This window comes from Compostimonas suwonensis (assembly GCF_002797855.1).
GTDB classification, from domain to species: domain Bacteria; phylum Actinomycetota; class Actinomycetes; order Actinomycetales; family Microbacteriaceae; genus Compostimonas; species Compostimonas suwonensis.
In genome coordinates, this window is the sequence record NZ_PGFB01000004.1 from 148148 (window position 1) to 170701 (window position 22554).

The following is a 22554-nucleotide window of genomic DNA, read 5'->3' on the forward strand; positions in this document are numbered from 1 at the left end:
CGGCACACCCGTCCATCGTCGACTGTCCTCACTTCCGAGAAAGGCCCCTCACGCATGAGGAGTTCGTCCCCCTGGTTCCGTCGTGGACCACGCCTCCTGGCCGCGCTCACCGTGGCCGCCCTCGCCGGAGCGGCCCTCGCCCCGGTGCTCGGCACGGCGCAGACCGCAACCGCGGCGACCGTCACGCCGCTCGTGCAGCACGGCCCGTCGCGCGTGCCCGACCGGATCGTCCTGACCCCCTCCGGCGACCTCGCGAACTCGCAGGCCGTCACCTGGCGCACCTCCACGGGGGTGACGACCGCGCAGGCCCAGATCCGGGTGGCGACGGCCGAGCCCTACATGACCGACTACACGACGGTCGACGCCTCCGAGAGCACGACCGTGCCCACGGATCAGGGCTACACCGAGATGTTCCACAGCGTGGAGTTCACGGGCCTCTCCCCCGCGACGCAGTACCAGTACCGCGTCGGCGACGGCACCAACTTCAGCGAGTGGCAGCACTTCACGACCGCGGCCGCCACGCCGGAGGACTTCTCGTTCATCTACCTCGGCGACGTGCAGAACGGCATCAAGTCGGATGCCTCGCGCGTCATCCGCAACGCCTTCCGCGATCGCCCGGATGCGAGCATCGTGCTGCAGGCGGGCGACCTCATCGACGACGCCAACAACGACTCGCAGTGGGGTGAGGTCTTCGACGCCGCCGGGTACACCTTCGGCACGCAGAACTTCCTCGCGGCAGCCGGCAACCACGAGTACGAGGGCGAGCAGCTCTCCTCGCAGTGGCAGGCGCAGTTCGAGTACCCGGACAACGGGCCGAAGGGCTCGCCCGAGGTCGAGGCGCTCCTCGACGGCACCGTGTACTACACGGACTACCAGGGTGTGCGGTTCATCTCGCTCAACAGCAACATCACCGAGGCGTCGGCCCTCGCCGTGCAGACGGCGTGGCTCAAGACCACCCTCGAGAACAACCCCAACAAGTGGACGGTCGTGTACTTCCACCACCCCGTCTTCTCGCTCGACGAGGGCCGCAACAACATCGCGATCCGCCAGGCCTGGGTTCCGCTGTTCGAGGAGAACAACGTCGACCTCGTGCTCCAGGGCCACGACCACGGCTACGGCCGCGGCAACACCCTGGCGTCGGAGGAGGGCAACCCCGAGAACTGGAGCCCCACGACCAACTACGACGGACCCGTCTACGCGGTCTCCGTGGTCGGCTCGAAGATGTACCCCGGCGGCCCGCGGCTGTGGAACGCGAACGGCGCGCACCTGCGCAAGCTCGGTGGCAACATCCAGCTGTACCAGCTCATCGACGTCTCCGGCGACGAGCTGCGCTACGAGTCCCGCACGGCCGACGGCGAGTACTACGACGGTCTGACGATCGTCAAGAACGACTCGGGCAAGGCCGTGACGGATGACACGGAGCCGCAGGTCATCGATCCGGGCAACCCTCAGCCCTGCCTCGGCTGCGAGCCCAACCCCGACCCGAACCCCGACGACCCGGACGAGCCCGAGACCCCCGTGGGATCGGTCGACTACGAGGTCGTCGGCGGACTCGACTCGGTCAACAAGTCGAACGCGCAGCTGCCGGCCGGCTCGGCGTACTCGGAGAGCCGCGACGTGCTGTACCTGGGCGACCAGAACGGGCAGAAGATCTTCGAGATCGACCCCGACACCGACGAGGTCAAGCGCGAGATCACCCTGCCCGAGAACATCCGGGACCTCGGGATCGACGACGAGAAGAACCTGCTCTACGTCGGTCAGCAGAACCGCAACTGGGTCGTCGTCTCCATCGCCGACGACACCTTCGGCCAGATCGTGCGCGGCCCGTTCCCGTTCATCGAGTCCAACCGCTCGATCGACGTCGACCCCGTGCGCGGCTACGTCTACGGCGCCATCCCGTCCCGCGGTGTCGAGGTGCTGAACGCCGAGACCGGCGAATCGATCGGTGTCATCAACGGAACGGCCGACGCCTACTACGTCGCGGCCGACCCCGCACACGGCCAGGTCGCGACGACGTACTTCAGCGACGTCGCCGACGCGATCAACATCGAGGCCTTCGACGTCGAGAACGGCTTCGCCTCGCTGTGGGAGAAGACCAGCAGGTCGAGCCCCCGGCAGCTCGACTACGACTCGACCAACGGTCTGCTCTACGTCGGCTACACGGGCACGGGCGCCGGCACCGGCGGGTTCTCGGTGCACGACCCGAACACGGGAGAGGTTCTCGGAGACTTCGACGACCCCTCCTACGGCAAGGACGGCTACGGCATCTCGGTCGACGAGGAGCACCAGCGCGTGTTCGTCTCCAACCGCGACTTCCGGCTCAACCCGCCCGGCTCCGAGCTCGACGCGGTCGCCGTGACCGTCAGCGAGCGCGTGCTCGACGACACGCTCGACTACACGACGCTCAGCGAGCTCGACTCGGTCAACAAGTCGAACGCGCAGCTGCCGGCCGGCTCGGCGTACTCGGAGAGCCGCGACGTGCTCTACCTGGGCGACCAGAACGGGCAGAAGATCTTCGAGATCGACCCCGACACCGACGAGGTCAAGCGCGAGATCACCCTGCCCGAGAACATCCGGGATCTGGGCATCGACGACGAGAAGAACCTGCTCTACGTCGGTCAGCAGAACCGGAACTGGGTCGTCGTCTCGATCGCGGATGCGGACTTCGGCCAGATCGTGCGCGGCCCGTTCCCGTTCATCGAGTCCAACCGCTCGATCGACGTCGACCCCGTGCGCGGCTACGTCTACGGCGCGATCCCCTCGCGGGGCGTCGAGGTGCTGAACGCCGAGACGGGCGAGTCGATCGGCGTCATCAACGGCACCGCAGACGCGTACTACGTCGCGGCCGATCCGGCCCACGGCCAGGTCGCGGCAGCCTACTTCAGCGATGTCGCCGACGCGATCAACATCGAGGCCTTCGACGTCGACAGCGGCTTCGCCTCGATGTGGGAGAAGACCACCCGCGCCAGCCCGAGGCAGCTCGACTACGACTCGACCAACGGTCTGCTCTACGTCGGCTACACCGGCACGGCCGTGGGCTCGGGAGGCTTCTCCGTGCACGACCCGAACAGCGGCGAGCTGCTCGGCGACTTCGCGGACCCGAAGTACGGCAAGGACGGCTACGGCATCTCGGTCGACGAGGAGCACCAGCGCGTGTTCGTCTCCAACCGCGACTTCCGGCTCAACCCGCCCGGATCGGAGCTGACCGCCGTCGCGGTGACGGTGAGCCAGCGCGTCGGAGCGAGCGGACCGGTCGATCCCGGCGAGCCGACCGACCCGACCGACCCGACGGACCCGACCGACCCGACCGATCCGACCGACCCGACCGATCCGACCGACCCTACGGACCCGACGGACCCGCCCGCGGGCCTGCAGTACACGGCGACCCCGATGGCTGCGATCCCGTCGTCCGAGGCCGATCCCGAGCTCGACACGAAGCCGGTCGGCTCCGTCGTCGACCCGGCCACCGGTCACCTCTTCGTCGGCAACGAGCAGCGGCCGGCACGAGTGATCGAGATCGACCCGATCACCGACACGGTCGTCGCGACGCACCTCATCCCCGGCGGAACAGACGAGGGTGTGCGGGATGTCGCGATCGACTCCGCCACGGGCGAGCTCTACGTCGCCTACGGGGCCTCGTGGGCCGTGCTCACGCTGAGCGACGACACGATCGCCCGCGGGCCGTTCGCGTTCAGCGCCAATGTGCGCGGCATGGACGTCGACCTGGCCGGAGGGCGCGTCTTCGGCGCGACCCGCGGCTCCGGCTTCGACGTCATGGACGCGACCACCGGCGCGATGATCCAGACGGTGACGACGGCGGGGGCCAACTGGGCCTCGCACGGCATCGCCTACGACGCGACATCCGATCGCATCTTCGTGAGCAACTCGGATGTCGCGGGAGCGACGGCCTCGGTGCGCGTCTACGGCGGCGGCGACTACGCGCTGCTCGACGAGACGCTCACCTCGGCGACGCCGGACCTGCGCTCGGTGGCGATCGACCCGATCACGAAGCGCCTCTACCTGGGCCACCAGTCGGATGCCTTCGAGGCCAGCGGCGTGCTCATCCTCTCGTCCACGGATCTGACGCAGCTGCAGGACTACCCGGGCACCGCCTACGGCAACAAGGTCTACGGAGTCTCCGTCGACCCGGCCCGCGGTGCGGTCTACGTCTCGGCGCGCGACCGGTTCCCGACCGCGCTCATCGTGCTGCACAGCGAGGAGGAGGACCCGGGCTACACCCCGGCTCCCCTCGCGGCGATCCCGTCGTCGCAGGCCGATCCCGAGCTCGACACGAAGCCGGTCGGCTCCGTCGTCGACCCGGCCACCGGTCACCTCTTCGTCGGCAACGAGCAGCGACCCGCACGAGTGATCGAGATCGACCCCGGAACCGACGCGGTCGTGGCCACCCACCTCATCCCCGGCGGCGCCGCGGAAGGCGTTCGGGATGTCGCGATCGACACGGAGAAGGGCGAGCTCTACGTCGCCTACGGGGCGGCCTGGGCCGTGCTGAAGCTGAGCGACGACACGATCGCACGCGGGCCGTTCTCCTTCACGGCGAACGTGCGCGGGCTCGACGTGGACCTCGCCGGCGGACGCGTCTTCGGGACCACCCGCGGCTCCGGCTTCGACGTCATGGACGCCACCACCGGCGCGATGATCCAGACGATCACCTCCACGGAGGCCAACTGGAGCTCGCACGGCGTCGCCTACGATCCGAGCACCGACCGGATCTACCTCAGCAACTCGGACGTCACGGGCGCGACCTCATCGGTTCGCGTCTACGACGGAACGGACTACTCCGTGCTCGCGAGCGTGCTGACCTCGGCGGCACCCGATCTCCGATCGATCGCGGTCGACCCGATCGCGCAGCGGCTGTACCTGGGGCACCAGTCGGACGCGTTCGAGGCCAGCGGCGTGCTCATCCTGTCGGCCAGGGATCTGACCCAGATCCACGACTACCCGGGAACCGCCTACGGCAACAAGGTCTACGGCATCTCCGTCGACCCCGCACGAGGCGCCGTCTACGTCTCGGCGCGTGACCGGTTCCCGACCGCCCTGATCGCGCTGCACCGGGGTGGCATGTAGTCAGGGCCCTCACACGATGGCGTCGCACCGGGGGTGCGGCGCCATCGTGCGTTAAAGCCCATCCTGTGCTCGGCTACCGTGGGAGCATGGACCCCATCGAAGAAGAGCTCGAATCGACGCTCGGCGAGCTGCGCGACGTGTACCTCACGGCGGGCGCCGCGGTGCCGAGGCCGCTCCGGGCCCTGCTCGACACGGGATTCCGCCGCGACCCCTCCACGGCCGGCGCCCTCGTCTCCACGGCCCCGGGCACTCTGCGGGCGCGGCGCTTCGGCCCTCGCCTCGGTGACCGGATCGACCCTGCCGCGGTCGCGGAGCTCGAGCTGAACTACGCGGTGCTGCTCGACGAGGCGACAGAGCTCGCCACCCGCCTCGGCCTGCCCTCGGCCGACCCGAGCCTGCCTCTCGGCCTGAACGGCGCCACCTACGCGTACACGCCCGAGGACGGAGCGGTGTCCGGGGTTCCCGGTGGCTTCTCGGAGGCCCGAGATCGCTCCGTCGGCATGTGGGGCTATCTGAGCGCTCTCGCCTGGATCCTGCCGATCCCGTTCTCGAACCTGTGGGGCCCGCTCATCGTGCACCTGAACACCCGGAGGCGTTCGGGCGAGGTCGCGCTCGCCAACACCGCCAACTCGGTGAGCTGGCAGCTCTCCTACCTTCTCTACTGCGTGGCCTCCGTGGCGGTGACGCTCGTGCTGGCGCTCGTGATCGGGCAGAAGGTCAACGGCTTCTTCCCCATCGGCACGCCCCTCATCGTCATCCCCGTGCTCGGTGTGCTCAACCTGATCTTCACGATCATCGGCGCGGTGCGGGCGCACCGCGGGGTCGTCTACCGCGTGCCGCTCGCGCTCCCGCTCCTGCGGGGCTGAGCCGGGGCCGGCTCCGGGCCGGCGGGCAGATCCGGGCTAGACGACCGGATGCGGGGCCGGCGCGACCTGGCGAACGAACTCCTGCAGGCGCCCGTAGACCTCCTGCGACTCCGGGTACCGGTAGTTCTGCTGCCAGGTGTGCTCGGTGTTGCGGCGGGCACGGTCGTAGATGAGCGTGTCGACCTGCACGCCGTGCCGCCGCAGCTCGGCGACGAAGTTGAGGTTGGCGCCGTAGAAGAAGTCGCGCTCGGAGGTCGTGACGAGCACGGGAGGGAAGTCGGGCCCCAGCCACTCGATCGGCGACAGGAACCGGGCGGCGTGCGGCAGCGACATCCCCCGCCCACGGCCCGGAAGCAGGATGCGCACGAAGTCGAGGCTCATGATGAAGCCCTTCTCGAAGACCACGGAGAAGTCGACGGCGCTGCAGTGCTGCACGAGCCCCCGGATCGCCTCCGGCGCGAGCACCGGCTCGAGGTCGTAGTGCTCGGCGAGCTCGGGATGGAAGGCCGCCGCCGCGACGAGCGCCGCGATCTGGCCGCCGGCGGAGTCGCCGCCCAGCACGATGCGCTCGGGATCGCCGCCGTAGCCCGCGATGTTCTCACGGACCCAGAGCAGGGCCGCCGTGGCATCCTGCAGCATGTGCCCCATCTGGAACCGGGTCGCCATGCGGTAGTTGACGTTGACGACGACCATGCCGGCCTGCGCCTGGCTCGCGCAGTACTTGGTGAGCGGCTGCTTGTCGCCCGACGTCCAGCCGCCGCCGTGGAAGTAGACGTAGACGGGGAGCGAGGCGGGGGCGGACGAGTGGAGGGCCGGGGCGGGCGGGCGGGGCACGAGCACGTCGAGCCGATGGCCCCGGATGCCGTCGCCGACGTAGTCGAGATCGAGGTGGTAGTCGACGTTCTCGATCGGGTCGATGTTGAACCGTCGACGCTCACCGGGCTCCAGCTGAGACATCAGAACCTTCCACGCCCAGACGGGAACGCGGGAGACCAGGGCGCGGGAACTGTGCACACCTGAACGCTAGTGCGTCAACCCGGGGGCGCGCTGAACGGAGGCCGACAGGTGCATGTGCGGGTGCGCGCGGCGGGATGTGCAGGGCGCGCAGCGGGATGTGCAGGCAGGTGCGAGGGCGGGCGATCCGTGCAAGGCTGGATGGGTGGTGCTTCCGATGGAACAGATCGACCGGCTGGAGTCGACAGACGTCGATACCCCGTGGGTCGCGATCGTCTGGAACGACCCCGTCAACCTCATGAGCTACGTCACCTACGTCTTCCGCAGCTATTTCGGCTTCACCGCCGAACGCGCCGAGAAGCTCATGCTCGACGTGCACAACAACGGCCGCACCGTCGTCGCGAGCGGCAGCCGAGAAGAGATGGAGCGGCACGTCGAGGCCATGCACGACTACGGACTGTGGGCCACGCTCTCGAAGGCGCCGCAGTGAAGGCTTTCGAGCAGGATGCCGCGGGCGCACTGGTCGCGGAGTTCGAACCGCAGGAGGCGCTCATCCTCACCCTCCTCGCCACCGACATCGCCGACCTGCTCGACGACCCGGCGCGATCCGAACGCGGACCCGTCCTCGAGCGGCTCCTGCCCGACGCCTACCCCGACGACGACTCCGCATCGGCCGAGTTCCGCCGGCTCACGGCCGAAGGCCTCGCGACCCGCAAACGCCTCAACGCCCACACGATCATCTCGACCATCCAGGTGGCGTCGATCGATCGCGACGGAGGCGGCCCCGTGCTGAGCCCCGACAACCCCGCTCCCGTGCGGGTGGAGCTCGACGAGGAGACCACCCAGGCGTGGCTCAAGAGCCTCAACGACATCCGTCTCACGATCGGCGTGCGACTCGGGCTCGACGACGGCCACGACGCGCACGACGACAGCGGCATCGACGAGGAGACCCTCATGCGCGACATCTACCGCTGGGTCAGCGATGTGCAGGACTCCCTGTTGGAAGCGCTCGACGCGTAGGCGGTGACACCTCTCCTCACTTGTCCTGCACGGGATGTCGCATGGTCGGGTCGTTCACGGATCACGTGGTGCCGGCCGGGGTTGTCGGCGGGGTCTGCTCGGCTCGTGGCTAGGGGAACCCCGGCGGAAACCCTTGATCGGCGTGCAGCACAGCCCGCTCCTCATCCGGACACCGAGGAGTGCTAAGTTAAGCGCATGGACAATCGTTGGTATGCGTATTTCGCGTTGGCTCTGGGAGGGCCAACGGTCTAGTACGCCGACCGACACTTCCAGAGCCAACAGGCAGGGGCACAGCCCTTGCCTTTCGTCTTTAACAGGCGGGTTGGTTCAGGACCGGTCCGCCGAGAACGGATCAGAAGAATGAGTTCCACGAACGACCTGCGGGTGACCTCCTTCGAAGCGCTGCCGTCGCCGGCCGAGCTCCGCGACGAGCTGCCCCTCACCGCCGCGCACCAAGACCTCGTGTCTGCGAGCCGTGCCGCCGTCGAGGCCATCGTCCGCGGCGACGACGACAGGCTGCTCGTCGTCGTCGGTCCCTGCTCGGTGCACGACCCCGTCGCGGCCCTCGAGTACGCCCGACGGCTGGCGCCCATCGCCCAGCGCCACAACGATCGGCTCCTGATCGTCATGCGCGTCTACTTCGAGAAACCGCGGTCGACGGGCGGCTGGAAGGGCCTCATCAACGACCCCTACCTCGACGGCAGCCACCGGGTGGCCGACGGGCTCCGGATCGCGCGGAAGCTCCTGCTCGACATCCTCGACCTCGGTCTGCCCGTCGGCTGCGAGTTCCTCGAGCCGACGAGCCCCCAGTACATCGCCGACACCGTGAGCTGGGGCGCCATCGGGGCTCGCACCACCGAGAGCCAGATCCACCGTCAGCTCGCCTCCGGCCTCTCCATGCCCATCGGCTTCAAGAACGCGACCGACGGCGACGTGCAGGTGGCCGTCGACGGATGCACCGTGGCGAGCCAGTCGCACGTCTTCTTCGGAGTCGACGACGACGGCGCCGCATCCGTCGTGACGACGACCGGCAACACCGCCGCCCATGTCATCCTGCGCGGCGGTCGCGGCGGGCCCAACTACACGACCCCCGACCTCGCCGCAGCCGCCCGGCTGCTCGCCGCAGCGGGACGCCCCGCGCGACTCGTCGTCGACGCGAGCCACGCGAACAGCGGCAAAGACCACGTGCGCCAGGCGGCCGTGGTGCGCGAACTGGCCGGTCAGATCGCAGCCGGCGAGCCGATCGCGGGGCTCATGATGGAGAGCTTCCTCGTCGAAGGCGCGCAGAAGCTCGACGGCCGGCCCCTCGACCAGCTCACCTTCGGCCAGAGCGTCACCGATGCCTGCCTCGGCTGGGAGACCACGGAGGAACTGCTGCTCGAGCTCGTGGAAGGGCTCATGGTCGACCCCGACCACCGGAACGAGGAGCTGACCCCGGCGGTCTAGCGCTCGGCGGGCGCAGACGTCTCGAAGTAGAGGTGGGCGTGCAGGCGGCATCCGGGGTTGAAGGCGGCCGCGCACGACGGGCAGGCGTCGACGAGCCGGTAGTCGGCGATCGTCAGCTCCTCTCCGCAGACTCCGCAGAGCACGGCGCGCTCGTGCCACGACGAGCGGGGCCATCGGCGCGCCTCGTGGTCGGCCGTCTCCGCGTGACACTCGAAACACGGGAAGTACCGGTCGCAGCAGACGAACCTGATCGCGACGACGTCGAGCTCCGAGTGGTAGTGCACACAACGGGTCTGGTCGTCGACGACAGGGCCGTGCACCGTCGGCGTACTCGACTGACCCTTCACCACTCGAGGCTAACCCGTAGACTGTCGGTGCAGTGACACGGGGTGCCCGCGACGGAAGCGGGCTGAGATCACACCCGTCGAACCTGATCTAGTTAGAACTAGCGAAGGGATGTCGCGAATGAGCATTCGCACGCCGAACGACCATGCCCGCACAGAGCATGCCGAACAGCCAGAGCACGCCGAACAGCCAGAGCACGCCGAGCAGCCAGAGCACGCCGGATACACCGGCCACGCCTCTCGGGCCGGGGAGCTCCTCCGCGAGCTGCGCGAGACCAATCCTCTTGTGCAGTGCCTCACCAACACCGTCGTGACGAACTTCACGGCCAACGTGCTGCTCGCGGTCGGAGCCTCGCCCGCGATGGTCGACATCCCGGGTGAGGCAGGGGTGTTCGCCGGCATCGCGTCCGGCGTGCTCGTCAACCTCGGCACCCCGCACGCCGAGCAGCGCGCGGCCATGCTCGAGGCCGCCCGGGCCGCGCACGAGGCGCGCACACCCTGGGTGCTCGACCCCGTGGCCGTCGGGGCGCTGACCGTGCGCACGGCCCTCGCTCACCAGCTGCTGGAGTTCCGGCCGACCATCATCCGCGGCAACGCCTCCGAGATCATCGCCCTCGCCGGCACAGGCGCCGGCGGCCGCGGTGTCGACGCGACCGACGAGGCCGAGTCGGCGCTTCCCGCGGCCCGCGAGCTCGCCCGGCGCCACGGCTCGGTCGTCGCCGTCTCGGGGCCGGTCGACGTCACCACCGACGGCGACACGGTCGTGCGCACCCGCAACGGGCACCATCACCTGACCCTCGTGACGGGCGGAGGCTGCGCTCTCGGCGCCGTGATGGCGGGCTTCGCCTCGCTCGAGACCGGGATGACAGGGGCGACCCACCTCACGACGACCGTCGCCGCCGTTCTCGCGTACACCGTGGCCGCAGAGCAGGCGGCCGAGCAGGCGACAGGCCCCGGCAGCTTCTCCCCCGCGTTCCTCGACCGGCTCCACGACCTCGATCCGGCCGTGCTCGACGAGCGGGCGCGCGCCGACTCGAGTGCAGGGGAGGTCCGGGCATGAGCAGCATCACCGCAGCGGCCGACCTGAGCGTCTACCTCGTGACGGATGCCGCGGCGAGCGCCCCGCGCGCGGTGCTCGACGTCATCGCGCTCGCCGTCTCCGGAGGCGTGAGCGCCGTTCAGATCCGCGAGAAGACGGCGAGCGCGAGCGAGCTCTACGCCCTCGTCGTCGAGGCCTCCCGCGTGATCGACGGCCGGGCGGCGCTGCTCGTGGACGACCGCCTCGACATCGTTCTCGCGGCTCGCCAGGCGGGAGCCCGGGTCGACGGCGTGCACCTCGGCCAGAGCGACCTGCCCGTCGCGGCCGCCCGCGCCCTGCTGGGCGAGCACGCGATCGTCGGCCTCACCGCCAACACCCCCGAGCACCTCGCGGCGGTCGCGGCGCTGCCCGCCGGCACCGTCGACTATCTCGGGCTCGGAGTCATCCGCCCGACGGCGACGAAACCCGATCATCCCGAACCGCTCGGCATCGACGGCTTCGCACGACTCGCGGCGACGACGGCACTGCCCTGCGTCGCGATCGGAGGCGTCGCCCTCGGCGACGCCGCCGCTCTGCGCGCTGCCGGAGCCGCGGGACTCGCCATCGTCTCGGCGATCGCGTCGACGGCCGACCCGTCCGAGGCCGCACGCGCCTTCCGCGCGGCATGGGCCGCACGATGAGCCGCGCACCCATGAGCTCAGCGCCGATCCCGCGGGTGCTGAGCATCGCCGGCACCGACCCGAGCGGCGGCGCCGGCATCCAGGCCGACCTCAAGTCCATCGCGGCGAACGGGGGCTACGGCATGGCCGCCGTCACCGCGCTCGTCGCGCAGAACACTCACGGGGTGCGCAGCATCCACGTGCCGCCCGTGGCCTTCCTGCGCGAACAGCTCGACGCGGTGAGCGATGACGTCGAGATCGACGCGGTCAAGATCGGCATGCTCGGCACAACGCAGATCGTGCGCACGGTCGAGAGCTGGCTCATCGAGGTGCGCCCGCCGATCGTCGTGCTCGACCCCGTGATGGTCGCGACGAGCGGGGACAGACTGCTCGATGCCGAGGCGGAAGCCGCGCTCGCGGGCATGCTGCCCCTCGTCGACCTCGTGACGCCCAACCTCGCCGAGCTGGCCGTGCTCGCGGGACTCGCGGGCTCCGCGCACCCGCGCTCGGTGCCGCCGGGCTCCGCGCACCCGAGCTCCGCGCCCGCCCGCGACTGGGCGGGGGCGCTCGCCCAGGCCCGCCGGGTGAGCGAGCGCTGGAACGTGATCGTGCTCGTCAAGGGCGGCCATCTCGGCACGGACGCCTCGCCCGACGCCCTCGTCGACGGCGCGACGCTCGTCGAGTTCCCCGGCGTGCGCGTCGACACCCGTAACACACACGGAACGGGCTGCTCCCTCTCGAGCGCGATGGCGACCCTCCAGGCCCGCAACCACGACTGGGCCGCCTCGCTGCGGCAGGCCAAGGCCTGGCTGACCGAGAGCCTGCTGCGCTCCGAGGAGCTGCACGTGGGCTCGGGCAACGGCCCCGTCCACCACTTCGCCGGGCTGTACGCGAGGGCCGGTCTCTCGGACGCCGAGACGGAAATCAGCGCGGCGACCACCCCAGCGCAGATCACCGGCGACTGGTGGGATGCGATCGCCGGCATCCGTGACGGCATCGACGCGCTGCCCTTCGTCACGGGTCTCGCCGACGGCACCCTCGAACGCGACGACTTCCTCGCCTACCTCGCGCAGGACGCGCTCTACCTCCGCGACTACGCACGGGTGCTCGCCCGGGCGAGCCAGCTCGCGCCCACGAGCGAGGAGCAGGCCTTCTGGGCCACGAGCGCGAGCGGCTCGATCCTCGGCGAGCTCGAGCTGCACCGCGAGTGGCTGGGCGGCGAGCCGGGTGCGACGTTCGAGGCGCATCCCGTCACGACCGCGTATCTCAACCATCTCGCAGCGGCCGGCGCCGGCACGAGCTATCCCGTTCTCGTGGCCGCGCTGCTCCCGTGCTTCTGGCTGTACCAGGATGCCGGCGAACGACTGCACACACGCTCGCATCCGGGGCATCCCTACGCCTCCTGGCTCGACACCTATGCAGACCCGGCGTTCCGCATGGCCACCGACCGGGCGATCGCCATCGTGGGCCGAGCCGCGGCGAGCGCGCCTACGGCGGAACGCGACGCGATGCGGCGCGCGTTCTCCGAGTCGGCGCGGCACGAGCTCGCCTTCTTCGCGATGTTCCCGGAGGCACCGGACAAGCCTTCGGAATAGTCGGAATAGGGTGTACCCATGAGCGATGCGGATCTGGAGCGGTTCCGGTCGCTGCTGCGGATGGCCACGGTCTCGAGCCTCACCCCCGACGAGGTCGACTGGAGCCGCTTCGCGAGCTTCGCCGATCTCGTCGAACAGCTCTATCCTCGTGTGCACGAGCACCTCGCCCGCGAGATCGTCGACGGGCACACCCTGCTCTGGCATTGGGTCGGGCGGGAGACCGGCGATCCGACCGTGCTCATGGCGCACTACGACGTCGTGAGCGTCGTCGAGTCCGAGTGGAGCAGCCCGCCCTTCGAGGCACGGCTCGTCGGCGACGGCGGCGACAGCGACGACGACTCCCAGATCGTGGCCCGCGGCGTGCTCGACGACAAGGGCTCCCTCGTCGCCCTCCTCGAGGCGATCGAAGGGGCGCTCGAGAGCGGATACCAGCCTCTCCACGACGTCTACCTGCTCAGCACGCACGACGAGGAGGTGGCCGGCTCGGGCGCGCCCGCCGCTGTCGCCCTCTTCGCGAGCCGCGGCATCCGCCCCGGCTTCGTGCTCGACGAGGGCGGCTCGGTGCGCGAGGGCATCCTGCCCGGGGTCGAGCGCGCGATCGCGGTCGTCGGCGTCACCGAGCGGGGCATCATCAACCTCGAGCTGCTGGCGAAGGATGCCGGTGGGCACGCCTCGACGCCGCCGCCGCCACCCGCGCTGCTGGCCACCCAGCGCATCGCCCGCGCCATCGACCGTTTGAGCCGCCGGCCGTTCCCCGCCACCGTGCCGGCCCCCATCGCCGAGCTCGTGCGCACCGCAGCACCCTACGCCGACGCCGAGCACCGCGAGCTCTACACGAGCCCGGGCCGCAATGCGCGGGCCATCGTGCGCGCCCTCAACGCCCACTCGAACCGCTCCGCCGCCATGCTGCGCACCACCGTCGCCATCACCCAGCTGCGCGGCAGCGCGGGCGCCAACGTGCTCGCGACGCGGGCGAGTGCGGTCGCCAACATCCGGGTGAACCCGGGCAGCAGCGTCGCCGCCGTCATCGAGCGCGTCGCCCGCATCATCGACGACCCCCTCGTCGAGCTGCGCGTGCTCTCGGCGAGCGAGCCCTCGCCCGTCTCCCCCACCGGCGCGCCCGGCGACGGCGGACCGTTCTCGGTGCTGCGGGAGACCATCTCCGAGGTCTTCCCCGAGGCGATCGTCGCACCCTACGTGCAGACGGGAGGCAGCGATGCGCGCCACTTCGCCCCGATCAGCGACCGGATCTACCGCTTCATCCCCTTCGAGATCACGCCGGCGCTGCAGCTCGGCGTGCACGGCGCCGACGAACGGCTGCCCGTCTCGCAGTTCCGCCGCGCGATCGGCTTCTACCGACGGCTGCTCGAGCGGCTCTGAGGCCCTCCGCACGACCGGAGCCTCCAAAGAGACCGAACGTTCTGGTATCCTCGACCTATGAGCACGACCCTCGAAGCACCCGCGAAACGCCCCTCCGAGGCACGCGAGCGCCTCCTGCGCACGGCATCGGAGCTGTTCTACCGCGAGGGCATCCACTCGGTCGGCGTCGACCGCATCGTCGCCGAGGCCCAGGTGACCCGGGCCACCTTCTACCGTCACTTCCCGGGCAAGGAGGAGCTCGTCCAGGCCTACCTCGAACGCGAGGATGCCGGCATCCGCAGTATGTTCGCCGGCGCGGCCCCGCTCGCGAGCTCCCCCGAGCAGCTGCTCGATCTCGCCATCCGGGGCATCGCCGACGACGTCGCCCGCAACCACACCCGCGGCTGCCCCTTCATCAACGCCTCGGCCGAGTACCCCGATCCGCAGAGCCCCGTGCGCGTGACCGTGCGCGAGCACCGCGCGTGGTTCCACGACACCCTCGAGACCGCGCTCGTCGCGGCCGGCAGAGCGGATGCCGCGGAGAAGGCACGTGCGCTCGTGCTGCTGCGCGACGCGGCACTGGTCGGCGGCTACCTCGACGGCGCCTCCGCCATCACCCCCACCTTCGTCAGGACGGCGCGGACGATCGCCCAGCTCGACTGACGCCGTCGGCCGGCTTCGCGGAGCCGACGCCGTCGGCAGAGCCTCTCGCAGCACGCGCGAGCACCTCCGGACCGGTCACGAGGGCACGACGCCAGGGGGCGACCCCGTCGATCTCGACCTGGAGCGAGAAGCTCAGCACGGTGCGGATGATCACGATGATCGCGAGCACGGCGGCATCCGTGAGCGACGGCGTGGACGTGACGGTCTTCACGAGGTCGGCGGCCACGAGGATCTCGAGGCCGAGCAGGATGACTCCGCCGATCGTCTCGCGCAGGGTCTTGAACGCCCGGGCCCCGTCACGGCTGCGGATCCACACCCGCACGGAGATGATCAAGGCGACGACGAAGCCGACGACCATGGCACTGACGCCCACGATCTCGAAGACCCGGGTGACCGTCTCGAAGAAGGCCTCGTCCACGGCACCTCCCGCTTCTCGAATGAGCCTGGCCCGAACAACGACGCGAATAACGCCGCCTGAACAGCGTCGGTCGAAAATCGCCGTTGAACACCACTGTCTGCACCACAGCGTAGCCTGGATGCATGGACGTCCCCGTGAGCATCGAGGTGCTGCGCCAGGAGGCCCGAGACGAACTGTCCGCGGTCATCGACTACCGCTGCCGTCTCGGCGACGATCCGTGGGAGTTCATGCCGCTGCTGCCCACGGTCGACGAGCACGTCGTCGCGACGCTCCGCTCCGATCTCATGGAGTCGCAGAGCCTCGGCGAGGAGCGCGCCCGAGCCCACCACCCGGCCGCTCCCCCCGATGTCGCGGTCGAGTTCGAGTACGGCATCCTGCGCCGGATCGCCCTCACCCATCCCGAGCTCACCCGGGCCGTCTGGGCGATGGTGTCGCGGCTGCACGACGACCACGAGCACCGTCAGGCCTGAGGCACGCCGAGCAGCGCGAGCAGAGCGAGCGCGTAGGCATCGGCGGCATCCGCGGCCTCGAATGATCGCGGCGGCCCGTCGTCCGATCGCACGGTGACCGCGTGGCCACCGTCGTCGATCCGCTGCAAGGCCAGGAACCGGTCGCCCAGGCGTTCGCGCAGCTGATCCTCGCGGGGCAGCCAGAGCGCGCTCTCGAGGGCGACGGAGTCGAGGGCCCACTCGGTCGTGCCGTTGAAGCCGAGGATCGTGCCCGTGTCGAACTCGTGGGCCTCGATCGTCATCTCGCTCACGGTGAAGACGTCGCCCTCGAACTCGTCGCCCTCGATCCTGAAGGCGTCGCCCGATGCCGGTCGCCACTCCAGCCCGCGGGCACGGAGCCTGCGCGCGTGCTCATTCGAGATCATCCGCCCATTATGCGCCTCCGCCCTGCACCCGCGCCGGCGGATGTCCGCCACGACTCGCGAACGCCTCGCCGAAAAGTATTGGCACTCTCCTACAGAGAGTGCTAAATTTGAGCTAGTTGAGTCACAATGACTCAACTTTCAGAAACCGTGAAGACCGCGTGAGCGGCCGATGTGAAGGAGTAATGACAATGGCTGTGAACTTCGATCCTTTCCGCGATCTGGACCGCGTCGCCGGCGCCCTCTTCGAGGGTCGCCAGGGGCCCCGGAACATGCCCGTCGACGTCTATCGTGACGGCGACACCTATGTGCTGACCGCCGACCTTCCCGGAATCGACCCGGGCTCGGTCGACATCGACGTCGACGGACAGCTGCTGACCGTCCGCGCCGAGCGCACGCTGAGCAACGACCGCAGCGTCAAGTGGATCTCTCGCGAGCGCCAGGCCGGCTCGTTCCTGCGTCAGTTCACCCTCGGCCAGGGGATCGACACCGAGAGGATCGCCGCGAGCTACACGAACGGCGTGCTGAGCATCACGATCCCGGTCAGCGAGAGGGCGAAGGCCCGCAAGATCGAGGTCACGACCGAGGCCGGCTCCGACGCCGTGACGCCCGGCAGCGCGAGGGTCGGCAGCGCGGGGGTCGGCAGCGTGACATCCGGAGCTGTGCCATCCGGCACGATGTCGATCGCGGAGGCTGACGCGTCCTGACCCGTTCGGCCTGATCGACGACGACGGAGATCTCCCCTCCCGCAGGCCCCGCTCGGGCCCGAACAGGCGGAAACGCCCCGGAACGCGGAGATCTCCGTCGTCTCGTGTCCCGGGGAGAAGCCGCGGCGCGGAACGAGGCGCAGAATGAGTACATGTCAACGAACACCACGAACGTCTACGTTCCGGGGGTCTGCAACATCGGCCCCGCCGAGATCCGGATGCGCCGCACGGCCGGCGTCATCGGGCTCGTCATCACGGCGCTCTTCGTCGCCGCCGCGGTGATCTTCGGCATCCCGACCCCGTGGCGGCTGCTCGTCGTCATCCCGGCCGGCCTCGGCGCCTCCGGCTTCCTGCAGGCCGCCCTGCACTTCTGCGCGCGATTCGGGATGTCGGGGCTCTTCAACCTCGGCGACGAGCTCGGCCGGCAGGAACAGGTCTACGAGACCGAATACCGGCGTGCCGACCAGCGCAAGGCCGTCACGATCGTCATCGGCTCGGTGCTCATCGCGATCGTCGTCGCGGGGATCGCGATGCTCCTGCCTTGATCCGCCCTCCCCTACTTCTCTTCTTAAAACGACGGAGATTCCGCCGATATTCTGCCCGTTCTGCGAGAAACCGGGCGTAAGTGGCGGAATCTCCGTCGTTTTAAGAAGAGGCGGAAGGGAAGGGCACCGGAGGATGCCCTAGCGTTGATGGATGCCCTCCGTGCCGCGCGCCGAATCCCGTCCGCAGATCCGCAGCCACCACGGCGACGATGTCGTCGACGAGTTCGAGTGGCTGCGCGACAAAGACGATCCGGCCGTCATCGACTACTTGACCGCCGAGAACGATCACACCGACGCCGAGACGGCGCACCTCGCCGGGCTGCGCGAGACGATCTTCGAGGAGATCAAGTCGCGCACGCAGGAGACCGACCTCTCGGTTCCCGTGCGCGAGGGCGAGTGGTGGTACTACTCGCGATCGTTCGAGGGCAAGCAGTACGGCGTGCACTGCCGCGCGCCGATCACGGGCCCCGACGACTGGACTCCCCCGACGCTCGATCCGGGCGTCGGCGCCACCGAGAAACGCGTTCCGGGTGAGCAGATCGTGCTCGACGACAACGTCGAGGCCGCCGGCCACGAGTTCTACTCGCTCGGATCCTTCGACGTGAGCGAAGACGGCCGCCTGCTGCTCTACGCCGTCGACACGGTCGGCGACGAGCGGTACACCCTGCGCGTGCGCGACCTCGAGACCGGGGAGGACCTCGCCGACGAGGTACCCGGCACCTTCCCGGGGGCGCTCTTCTCCCCCGACGGCCGTTACCTCTACTACCCCACCGTCGACGACGCCTGGCGCCCCGACACGATCTGGCGGCACGAGCTCGGGCAGCCGGCATCCGAGGATGTCGCGGTCTTCACCGAACCCGACGACCGCTACTGGGTCGGGGTGGGGATGACCCGCAGCCGCCGCTACCTCGTCATCGACATCGGCTCGAAGATCACGAGCGAGACGCTCCTGCTCGACGCGGACGACCCCACGGGCGAGTTCGCGGTGGTCTGGCCGCGCCGTGAAGGCGTCGAGTACTCGGTCGAGCACGTCGTCGTCGACGGCGAGGACCGCCTGCTCGTGCTGCACAACGACGGCGCCCTCGACTTCGAGCTCGTCGAGGTCGACCCGCACGCACCCGGCACGGGCCCGAGCGGAGCGCACGTCGTCGTGCCGGCGCACGACGGCCTGCGGCTCGAGGACGTCGACGCCTTCGAGCGCTTCCTCGTTCTCGAGTACCGCCACGAGGGACTCACCCGCGTGGCCGTCGTTCCGAACGCGGCGCTCTCGAGGCCGGCGGGCACGGTGCAGGCAGACACGACGCTCGATCCGCGCGAGTTCGAAATCGCCTTCGACGAACCGCTCTTCCAGGTCGGCGCGCGCGGCAACCCCGAATGGACGCAGCCCACCCTGCGTCTCGGCTACGGCTCCTTCGTCACCCCCTCGACCGTCATCGACTACGCCGTCGACTCGGGCGAGCGCACCGTGCTCAAGCGCCAGCCGGTCCTCGGCGACTACGACCCGCAGCGTTACGAGCAGAGGCGCGAATGGGCCACGGCCTCCGACGGCACGCGTGTGCCGGTGAGCCTCGTCTTCCGTCGCGATCTCGTGAGCCCCGGCATCCCGGCGCCTCTCGAGCTGTACGGCTACGGCTCCTACGAGACGAGCATCGACCCCGCCTTCTCGATCGCACGGCTCTCCCTGCTCGACCGGGGCGTGGTCTTCGCGATCGCGCACGTGCGCGGCGGCGGCGAGCTCGGCCGCGCCTGGTACGAGAACGGCAAGACCCTCACCAAGAAGAACACCTTCACCGACTTCGTGGCCGTCGCCGATCACCTCATCGCGGGGGGCTGGACGACGAGCGAGCGGATGGTCGCCGAGGGCGGCAGCGCGGGCGGCCTGCTCATGGGCGCGGTCGCCAACCTCGCGCCGCAGACCTTCGCCGGCATCCTCGCGAGCGTGCCCTTCGTCGACGCGCTCACCTCGATCCTCGACCCCTCGCTGCCCCTCACGGTCATCGAGTGGGACGAGTGGGGCGACCCCCTGCACGACGCCGAGGTCTACGCCTACATGAAGTCGTATTCGCCCTACGAGAACGTGCGCGAGGATGCCGCGTACCCGCGCATCCTCGCGGTGACCTCGCTCAACGACACCCGGGTGCTCTACGTCGAGCCCGCGAAGTGGACGGCGCGGCTGCGTCAGGTGAACGCCCCCGTGCTGCTCAAGACCGAGATGCAGGCCGGGCACGGCGGGGTGAGCGGCCGGTACGACTCCTGGCGCGAGCGCGCCTACGAGCTCGCCTGGATGCTCGACGTGCTCGGGCTGGCCTGAGATCTCGAACGCATAACAGGTGATCCCGTGTTCGGCAAAACGCCACGTTATCACCAGCCGTCGTTCACATTCGCGTCATAGTGTGTGCCGCATGAGCACCCCGCAGCGCACTGGGGCACCCGAAGCACCGGCGCCGAGAACAGCTGAATACCCGAGACCCGACCACTTCCTGCTGCACCTGAGCGACACCCATCTCATCCCGGGTGACGAGCTGCTCTACGGTGCGGTCGACGCCGAGGCGCACCTGCGCGGCCTCGTCGAGGAGATCGAGGCGTCGAACGCCCGGCCCGAGGCGATCGTCGTGACCGGGGACCTCGCCGACAAAGGCGATCCCCGCGCGTACGTGAAGCTCAGAGGCATCCTCGAGCCCGCGGCCGAACGGATGGGCTCGCAGCTCATCTGGGTCATGGGCAACCACGACAACCGCGCGGCCTTCCGCGCCGAGCTGCTCGACCAGCTGCCCTCGATGCGCTCGGTCGACCGCGTGCACGATGTGAACGGCCTGCGGGTCATCGCGCTCGACTCCTCCGTGCCGGGCGAGCACTACGGCGAGATCACGGGCGCGCAGCTCGACTGGCTCGCCGAGGAGCTCTCGAGCCCCGCGCCGCACGGAACGATCCTCGCCATGCACCACCCTCCCGTTCCGAGCGTGCTCGACCTGGCCGTGACCGTCGAGCTGCGCGACCAGGCGGCCCTCGCCGAGGTGCTCGAAGGCAGCGACGTGCGCAGCATCATCGCCGGTCACCTGCACTACTCGACGAACACGACCTTCGCCGGCATCCCCGTCTCGGTCGCCTCGGCGACCTGCTACACACAAGACCTCACGGTGCCGACCGGCGGCAGCCGCCCCCGCGACGGCGCGCAGGGCTACAACCTCGTGCACGTCTACGAGAGCACGGTGCTGCACTCGGTCGTTCCGATGGGGCAGTTCCCGGTGATGTCGTACACCTCGGCGCAGGAGGCTCAGCGCATCCTCGACCGCGAGCGCATCACGATCCTGCCCCCGGCCTCCGCTCCCGTCGCGGCCGAGGAGCCGCTGACGGTGGACGCGCCGCTCACTGTCGAAGCATCGGCGGCTCTCGTCTAGGGAGCCGTGTCGTCGACCTCCCACGGCGCGACGATCGGGAAGTAGCGCTCGAGGAACCGCTGCACGGTCGCGCGACGCTCCTCGGCCGACACCTCGGGAAAGCTGCCGTCGTTGAGGCAGAAGAAATCGAACGAGCGCCGTTTGAGCAGCCCGGGCAGCAGGCCGAGCCCCGCGCGGGTCGTCGTGTCGACATAACGCACGCGCGCGGCATCCTGTTGCACGGCCCGCCCCGTCATGAGCGCGTAGTAGTGGTACAGCGAGTTGGTCACCGAGATGTCGGTGGGCGAACGGAAGCGCGCCGCCTGCGTCTTCGCGAACTCGGCGGCGAACTCCTGCTCGAGCTCGAGCAGCACGGAACGCCGCAGCGGGGTCGCGGCGTGCTCGAGGTGGCGGGTGATCAGGCGCCCGAAACGGTCGCGCAGCAGTTTGCGGTTGACCCGTGCGGCGTTCTCGAAGCCGCTGCGGCGCGGGTCGTTCTCGCCCAGCCCGATGCGCGTCGACGCCTCGATGAACTTCGTCACGCCGCCCGGTGAGAAGAACATGCTCGGCTGCACGGGCCGGCCGAAGAACATGTCGTCGTTCGAGTAGAGGAAGTGCTCGCTGATGCCCGGGATGTGCTGCAGCTGGCTCTCGACGGCCTGCGAATTGTGGGTGGGCAGCACCGACGGGTCTGAGAAGAAGTCCTCGCTGCGCATGATGTGCACGGCAGGATGCTCCGCGAGCCAGGCGGGCCGCGGCGAGTCGGTCACGATGTAGATGTTGCGCACCCAGGGTGCGAAGAGGTAGACGGAGCGCAGCGCGTACTTGAGCTCGTCGATCTGGCGGTACCGGGCCTCCGCCTCGTCGCCCTCGCCGATCACCGCGTGCTGCATGCGCGCAGCACGCTGGCGCAGGAACTCGGGATCGCTGCCGTCGACCCAGGAGAAGACCAGGTCGATGTCGAAGGTCACGTCGGAGGCGTGCGGCTCGAACATCCCCTCGAAGGTGTCCCAGCTCTGCCCGTACAGCTCGACGGTGCTCGGGATCGCCTCGGAGCGCGGCAGGATCGTGCGCGTGAGCGAGTTCTCGACCGGGCAGATGATCTCGTGCTCGGTGACGGTCCAGAACTGCAGCTCGACGCCCGTCGAGGTGCCGTAGCCCAGACCGCTGTCCACCACGAGCCGCGGGCGGAAGAGCCGGAAGATGCGCGGCTTCCTGTGCCCGAGGGCGCCGTCGGCCACGAGCACCGGCGGTCGTTTCTTGCCCTCCACGGCCTTCGAATAGAGCGGCTCGTGCACACAGGCCGCGGCGAGCACGGTCTCGACCTGGCGGCGCAGCGAGGCGTCGATCGCGATGACGGGGCGCTCGTCGTTGCCGCGCACGAGCCAGAAGTCGATGCCGGCCTCGGCGAGCACGTCGCGCACGAAGAGCAGATCCTCGACGAGGGCCTGCCACGGCGTGAGCCGCTCGTTCGCGAGGGTGAGCATGCCCTTGACGACGACGACGTCAGGGCGGCCGTGAGAGCTCGGCCACGATCTCGACGCGGGGTAGGTGCCGGATTTTGCGCCGAACTCCTCACCCGGCTCGAGCGGCTCGAGCGACTCCT

20 protein-coding genes and 1 riboswitch are annotated in these 22554 nt (G+C 69.6%); of the genes, 15 read left to right on the forward strand and 5 right to left on the reverse strand.

Annotation, left to right across the window (positions count from 1 at the left end):
• Positions 1-54: 54 nt before the first annotated feature.
• Positions 55-5085 carry a metallophosphoesterase gene (locus CLV54_RS11830; RefSeq protein ID WP_170061989.1) on the forward strand — a complete coding sequence of 1677 codons (5031 nt, stop codon included), beginning with the start codon at positions 55-57 and terminating at the stop codon, positions 5083-5085.
• 86 nt (positions 5086-5171) lie between these two features.
• Positions 5172-5951 carry a DUF4870 domain-containing protein gene (locus CLV54_RS11835; RefSeq protein ID WP_157802939.1) on the forward strand — a complete coding sequence of 260 codons (780 nt, stop codon included), beginning with the start codon at positions 5172-5174 and terminating at the stop codon, positions 5949-5951.
• Positions 5952-5987: 36 nt separating this feature from the next.
• Here CLV54_RS11835 and CLV54_RS11840 read toward each other — a convergent pair whose 3' ends face one another.
• Complete coding sequence (locus tag CLV54_RS11840; protein WP_245861670.1) at positions 5988-6965, reverse strand: alpha/beta hydrolase; 978 nt, start codon at positions 6963-6965, stop codon at positions 5988-5990.
• A 157-nt stretch (positions 6966-7122) separates the two neighbouring features.
• Here CLV54_RS11840 and clpS point away from each other — a divergent pair, with 157 nt between their 5' ends.
• The 3 genes from clpS (at position 7123) to CLV54_RS11855 (ending at position 9371) form a co-directional block, all read left to right on the forward strand.
• Positions 7123-7395 (forward strand): ATP-dependent Clp protease adapter ClpS, encoded by a 273-nt coding sequence (clpS, locus tag CLV54_RS11845; RefSeq protein WP_100345197.1) that lies wholly within the window; start codon positions 7123-7125, stop codon positions 7393-7395.
• Entirely contained in the window at positions 7392-7925 is a 534-nt protein-coding gene (locus CLV54_RS11850) for a DUF2017 family protein (RefSeq protein ID WP_157802940.1), read from the forward strand. The genes clpS and CLV54_RS11850 overlap by 4 nt, the downstream gene beginning before the upstream one ends.
• Positions 7926-8285: 360 nt before the next feature.
• A complete protein-coding gene (locus CLV54_RS11855) occupies positions 8286-9371 on the forward strand; it encodes a 3-deoxy-7-phosphoheptulonate synthase (RefSeq protein WP_100345199.1) in 1086 nt (361 codons plus the stop codon).
• Here CLV54_RS11855 and CLV54_RS11860 read toward each other — a convergent pair.
• Positions 9368-9718, reverse strand: a complete 351-nt coding sequence (locus tag CLV54_RS11860) for a CHY zinc finger protein (protein ID WP_245861671.1) — start codon at positions 9716-9718, stop codon at positions 9368-9370. The two genes, CLV54_RS11855 and CLV54_RS11860, sit on opposite strands and share 4 nt — an antisense overlap.
• Positions 9719-9746: 28 nt before the next feature.
• Positions 9747-9845, forward strand: a riboswitch (TPP riboswitch).
• On the opposite strand from CLV54_RS11860, the gene thiM reads away from it, so the two are divergent.
• The 5 genes from thiM to CLV54_RS11880 all read left to right on the forward strand — a co-directional run bounded on the left by thiM (position 9837) and on the right by CLV54_RS11880 (position 15030).
• A complete protein-coding gene (gene thiM, locus CLV54_RS11865) occupies positions 9837-10775 on the forward strand; it encodes a hydroxyethylthiazole kinase (RefSeq protein WP_100345201.1) in 939 nt (312 codons plus the stop codon). (Overlaps the previous riboswitch by 9 nt.)
• Positions 10772-11434, forward strand: coding sequence for a thiamine phosphate synthase (gene thiE / locus CLV54_RS17540; protein WP_157802941.1), 663 nt, complete (start codon positions 10772-10774; stop codon positions 11432-11434). Before thiM ends, thiE begins: the two co-directional genes overlap by 4 nt.
• A gap of 11 nt (positions 11435-11445) precedes the next feature.
• On the forward strand, positions 11446-13008 hold the full coding sequence (locus CLV54_RS11870) for a bifunctional hydroxymethylpyrimidine kinase/phosphomethylpyrimidine kinase (RefSeq protein WP_245861672.1): 1563 nt from the start codon (positions 11446-11448) through the stop codon (positions 13006-13008).
• Positions 13009-13026: 18 nt separating this feature from the next.
• A complete protein-coding gene (locus tag CLV54_RS11875) occupies positions 13027-14388 on the forward strand; it encodes a M20/M25/M40 family metallo-hydrolase (RefSeq protein ID WP_100345202.1) in 1362 nt (453 codons plus the stop codon).
• Positions 14389-14445: 57 nt separating this feature from the next.
• Positions 14446-15030 (forward strand): TetR/AcrR family transcriptional regulator, encoded by a 585-nt coding sequence (locus tag CLV54_RS11880; RefSeq protein WP_100345203.1) that lies wholly within the window; start codon positions 14446-14448, stop codon positions 15028-15030.
• Here the strand turns inward: CLV54_RS11880 and CLV54_RS11885 are convergent.
• Positions 14996-15448 (reverse strand): DUF1622 domain-containing protein, encoded by a 453-nt coding sequence (locus CLV54_RS11885; RefSeq protein ID WP_245861673.1) that lies wholly within the window; start codon positions 15446-15448, stop codon positions 14996-14998. The two genes, CLV54_RS11880 and CLV54_RS11885, sit on opposite strands and share 35 nt — an antisense overlap.
• Positions 15449-15570: 122 nt before the next feature.
• On the opposite strand from CLV54_RS11885, the gene CLV54_RS11890 reads away from it, so the two are divergent.
• Positions 15571-15918, forward strand: a complete 348-nt coding sequence (locus CLV54_RS11890) for a hypothetical protein (protein WP_100345204.1) — start codon at positions 15571-15573, stop codon at positions 15916-15918.
• On the opposite strand, the gene CLV54_RS11895 is transcribed toward CLV54_RS11890, so the two are convergent.
• A complete protein-coding gene (locus CLV54_RS11895; protein WP_100345205.1) occupies positions 15909-16322 on the reverse strand; it encodes a hypothetical protein in 414 nt (137 codons plus the stop codon). The genes CLV54_RS11890 and CLV54_RS11895 overlap by 10 nt on opposite strands.
• Before the next feature lie 188 nt (positions 16323-16510).
• Here CLV54_RS11895 and CLV54_RS11900 point away from each other — a divergent pair, with 188 nt between their 5' ends.
• From CLV54_RS11900 to CLV54_RS11915, 4 genes are all read left to right on the forward strand, one after another.
• Positions 16511-17026, forward strand: a complete 516-nt coding sequence (locus tag CLV54_RS11900; RefSeq protein ID WP_100345206.1) for an Hsp20/alpha crystallin family protein — start codon at positions 16511-16513, stop codon at positions 17024-17026.
• Between the two features lie 152 nt (positions 17027-17178).
• Positions 17179-17571: a hypothetical protein gene (locus tag CLV54_RS11905; protein ID WP_100345207.1), complete on the forward strand. Its 393-nt coding sequence runs from the start codon at positions 17179-17181 to the stop codon at positions 17569-17571.
• Between the two features lie 151 nt (positions 17572-17722).
• Positions 17723-19882: a S9 family peptidase gene (locus CLV54_RS11910; protein ID WP_100345208.1), complete on the forward strand. Its 2160-nt coding sequence runs from the start codon at positions 17723-17725 to the stop codon at positions 19880-19882.
• Between the two features lie 91 nt (positions 19883-19973).
• A complete protein-coding gene (locus CLV54_RS11915) occupies positions 19974-20969 on the forward strand; it encodes a phosphodiesterase (RefSeq protein WP_100345209.1) in 996 nt (331 codons plus the stop codon).
• Here the strand turns inward: CLV54_RS11915 and CLV54_RS11920 are convergent.
• Positions 20966-22435 (reverse strand): stealth family protein, encoded by a 1470-nt coding sequence (locus CLV54_RS11920; protein ID WP_100345502.1) that lies wholly within the window; start codon positions 22433-22435, stop codon positions 20966-20968. The genes CLV54_RS11915 and CLV54_RS11920 overlap by 4 nt on opposite strands.
• Positions 22436-22554: the final 119 nt, after the last annotated feature.

Excerpts from the sequence above, each read along its gene's own strand:
- CLV54_RS11910 (WP_100345208.1), top strand. The coding sequence starts at position 17,723 with ATGCCCTCCGTGCCGCGCGCCGAATCCCGTCCGCAGATCCGCAGCCAC.
- CLV54_RS11915 (WP_100345209.1), top strand. The coding sequence starts at position 19,974 with ATGAGCACCCCGCAGCGCACTGGGGCACCCGAAGCACCGGCGCCGAGA.
- CLV54_RS11835 (WP_157802939.1), top strand. The coding sequence starts at position 5,172 with ATGGACCCCATCGAAGAAGAGCTCGAATCGACGCTCGGCGAGCTGCGC.
- thiE (WP_157802941.1), top strand. The coding sequence starts at position 10,772 with ATGAGCAGCATCACCGCAGCGGCCGACCTGAGCGTCTACCTCGTGACG.
- thiM (WP_100345201.1), top strand. The coding sequence starts at position 9,837 with ATGAGCATTCGCACGCCGAACGACCATGCCCGCACAGAGCATGCCGAA.
- CLV54_RS11870 (WP_245861672.1), top strand. The coding sequence starts at position 11,446 with ATGAGCTCAGCGCCGATCCCGCGGGTGCTGAGCATCGCCGGCACCGAC.
- CLV54_RS11890 (WP_100345204.1), top strand. The coding sequence starts at position 15,571 with ATGGACGTCCCCGTGAGCATCGAGGTGCTGCGCCAGGAGGCCCGAGAC.
- CLV54_RS11895 (WP_100345205.1), bottom strand. The coding sequence starts at position 16,322 with ATGATCTCGAATGAGCACGCGCGCAGGCTCCGTGCCCGCGGGCTGGAG.
- CLV54_RS11875 (WP_100345202.1), top strand. The coding sequence starts at position 13,027 with ATGAGCGATGCGGATCTGGAGCGGTTCCGGTCGCTGCTGCGGATGGCC.
- CLV54_RS11830 (WP_170061989.1), top strand. The coding sequence starts at position 55 with ATGAGGAGTTCGTCCCCCTGGTTCCGTCGTGGACCACGCCTCCTGGCC.
- CLV54_RS11900 (WP_100345206.1), top strand. The coding sequence starts at position 16,511 with ATGGCTGTGAACTTCGATCCTTTCCGCGATCTGGACCGCGTCGCCGGC.
- CLV54_RS11880 (WP_100345203.1), top strand. The coding sequence starts at position 14,446 with ATGAGCACGACCCTCGAAGCACCCGCGAAACGCCCCTCCGAGGCACGC.
- CLV54_RS11855 (WP_100345199.1), top strand. The coding sequence starts at position 8,286 with ATGAGTTCCACGAACGACCTGCGGGTGACCTCCTTCGAAGCGCTGCCG.
- CLV54_RS11920 (WP_100345502.1), bottom strand. The coding sequence starts at position 22,435 with ATGCTCACCCTCGCGAACGAGCGGCTCACGCCGTGGCAGGCCCTCGTC.
- CLV54_RS11905 (WP_100345207.1), top strand. The coding sequence starts at position 17,179 with ATGTCAACGAACACCACGAACGTCTACGTTCCGGGGGTCTGCAACATC.
- clpS (WP_100345197.1), top strand. The coding sequence starts at position 7,123 with ATGGAACAGATCGACCGGCTGGAGTCGACAGACGTCGATACCCCGTGG.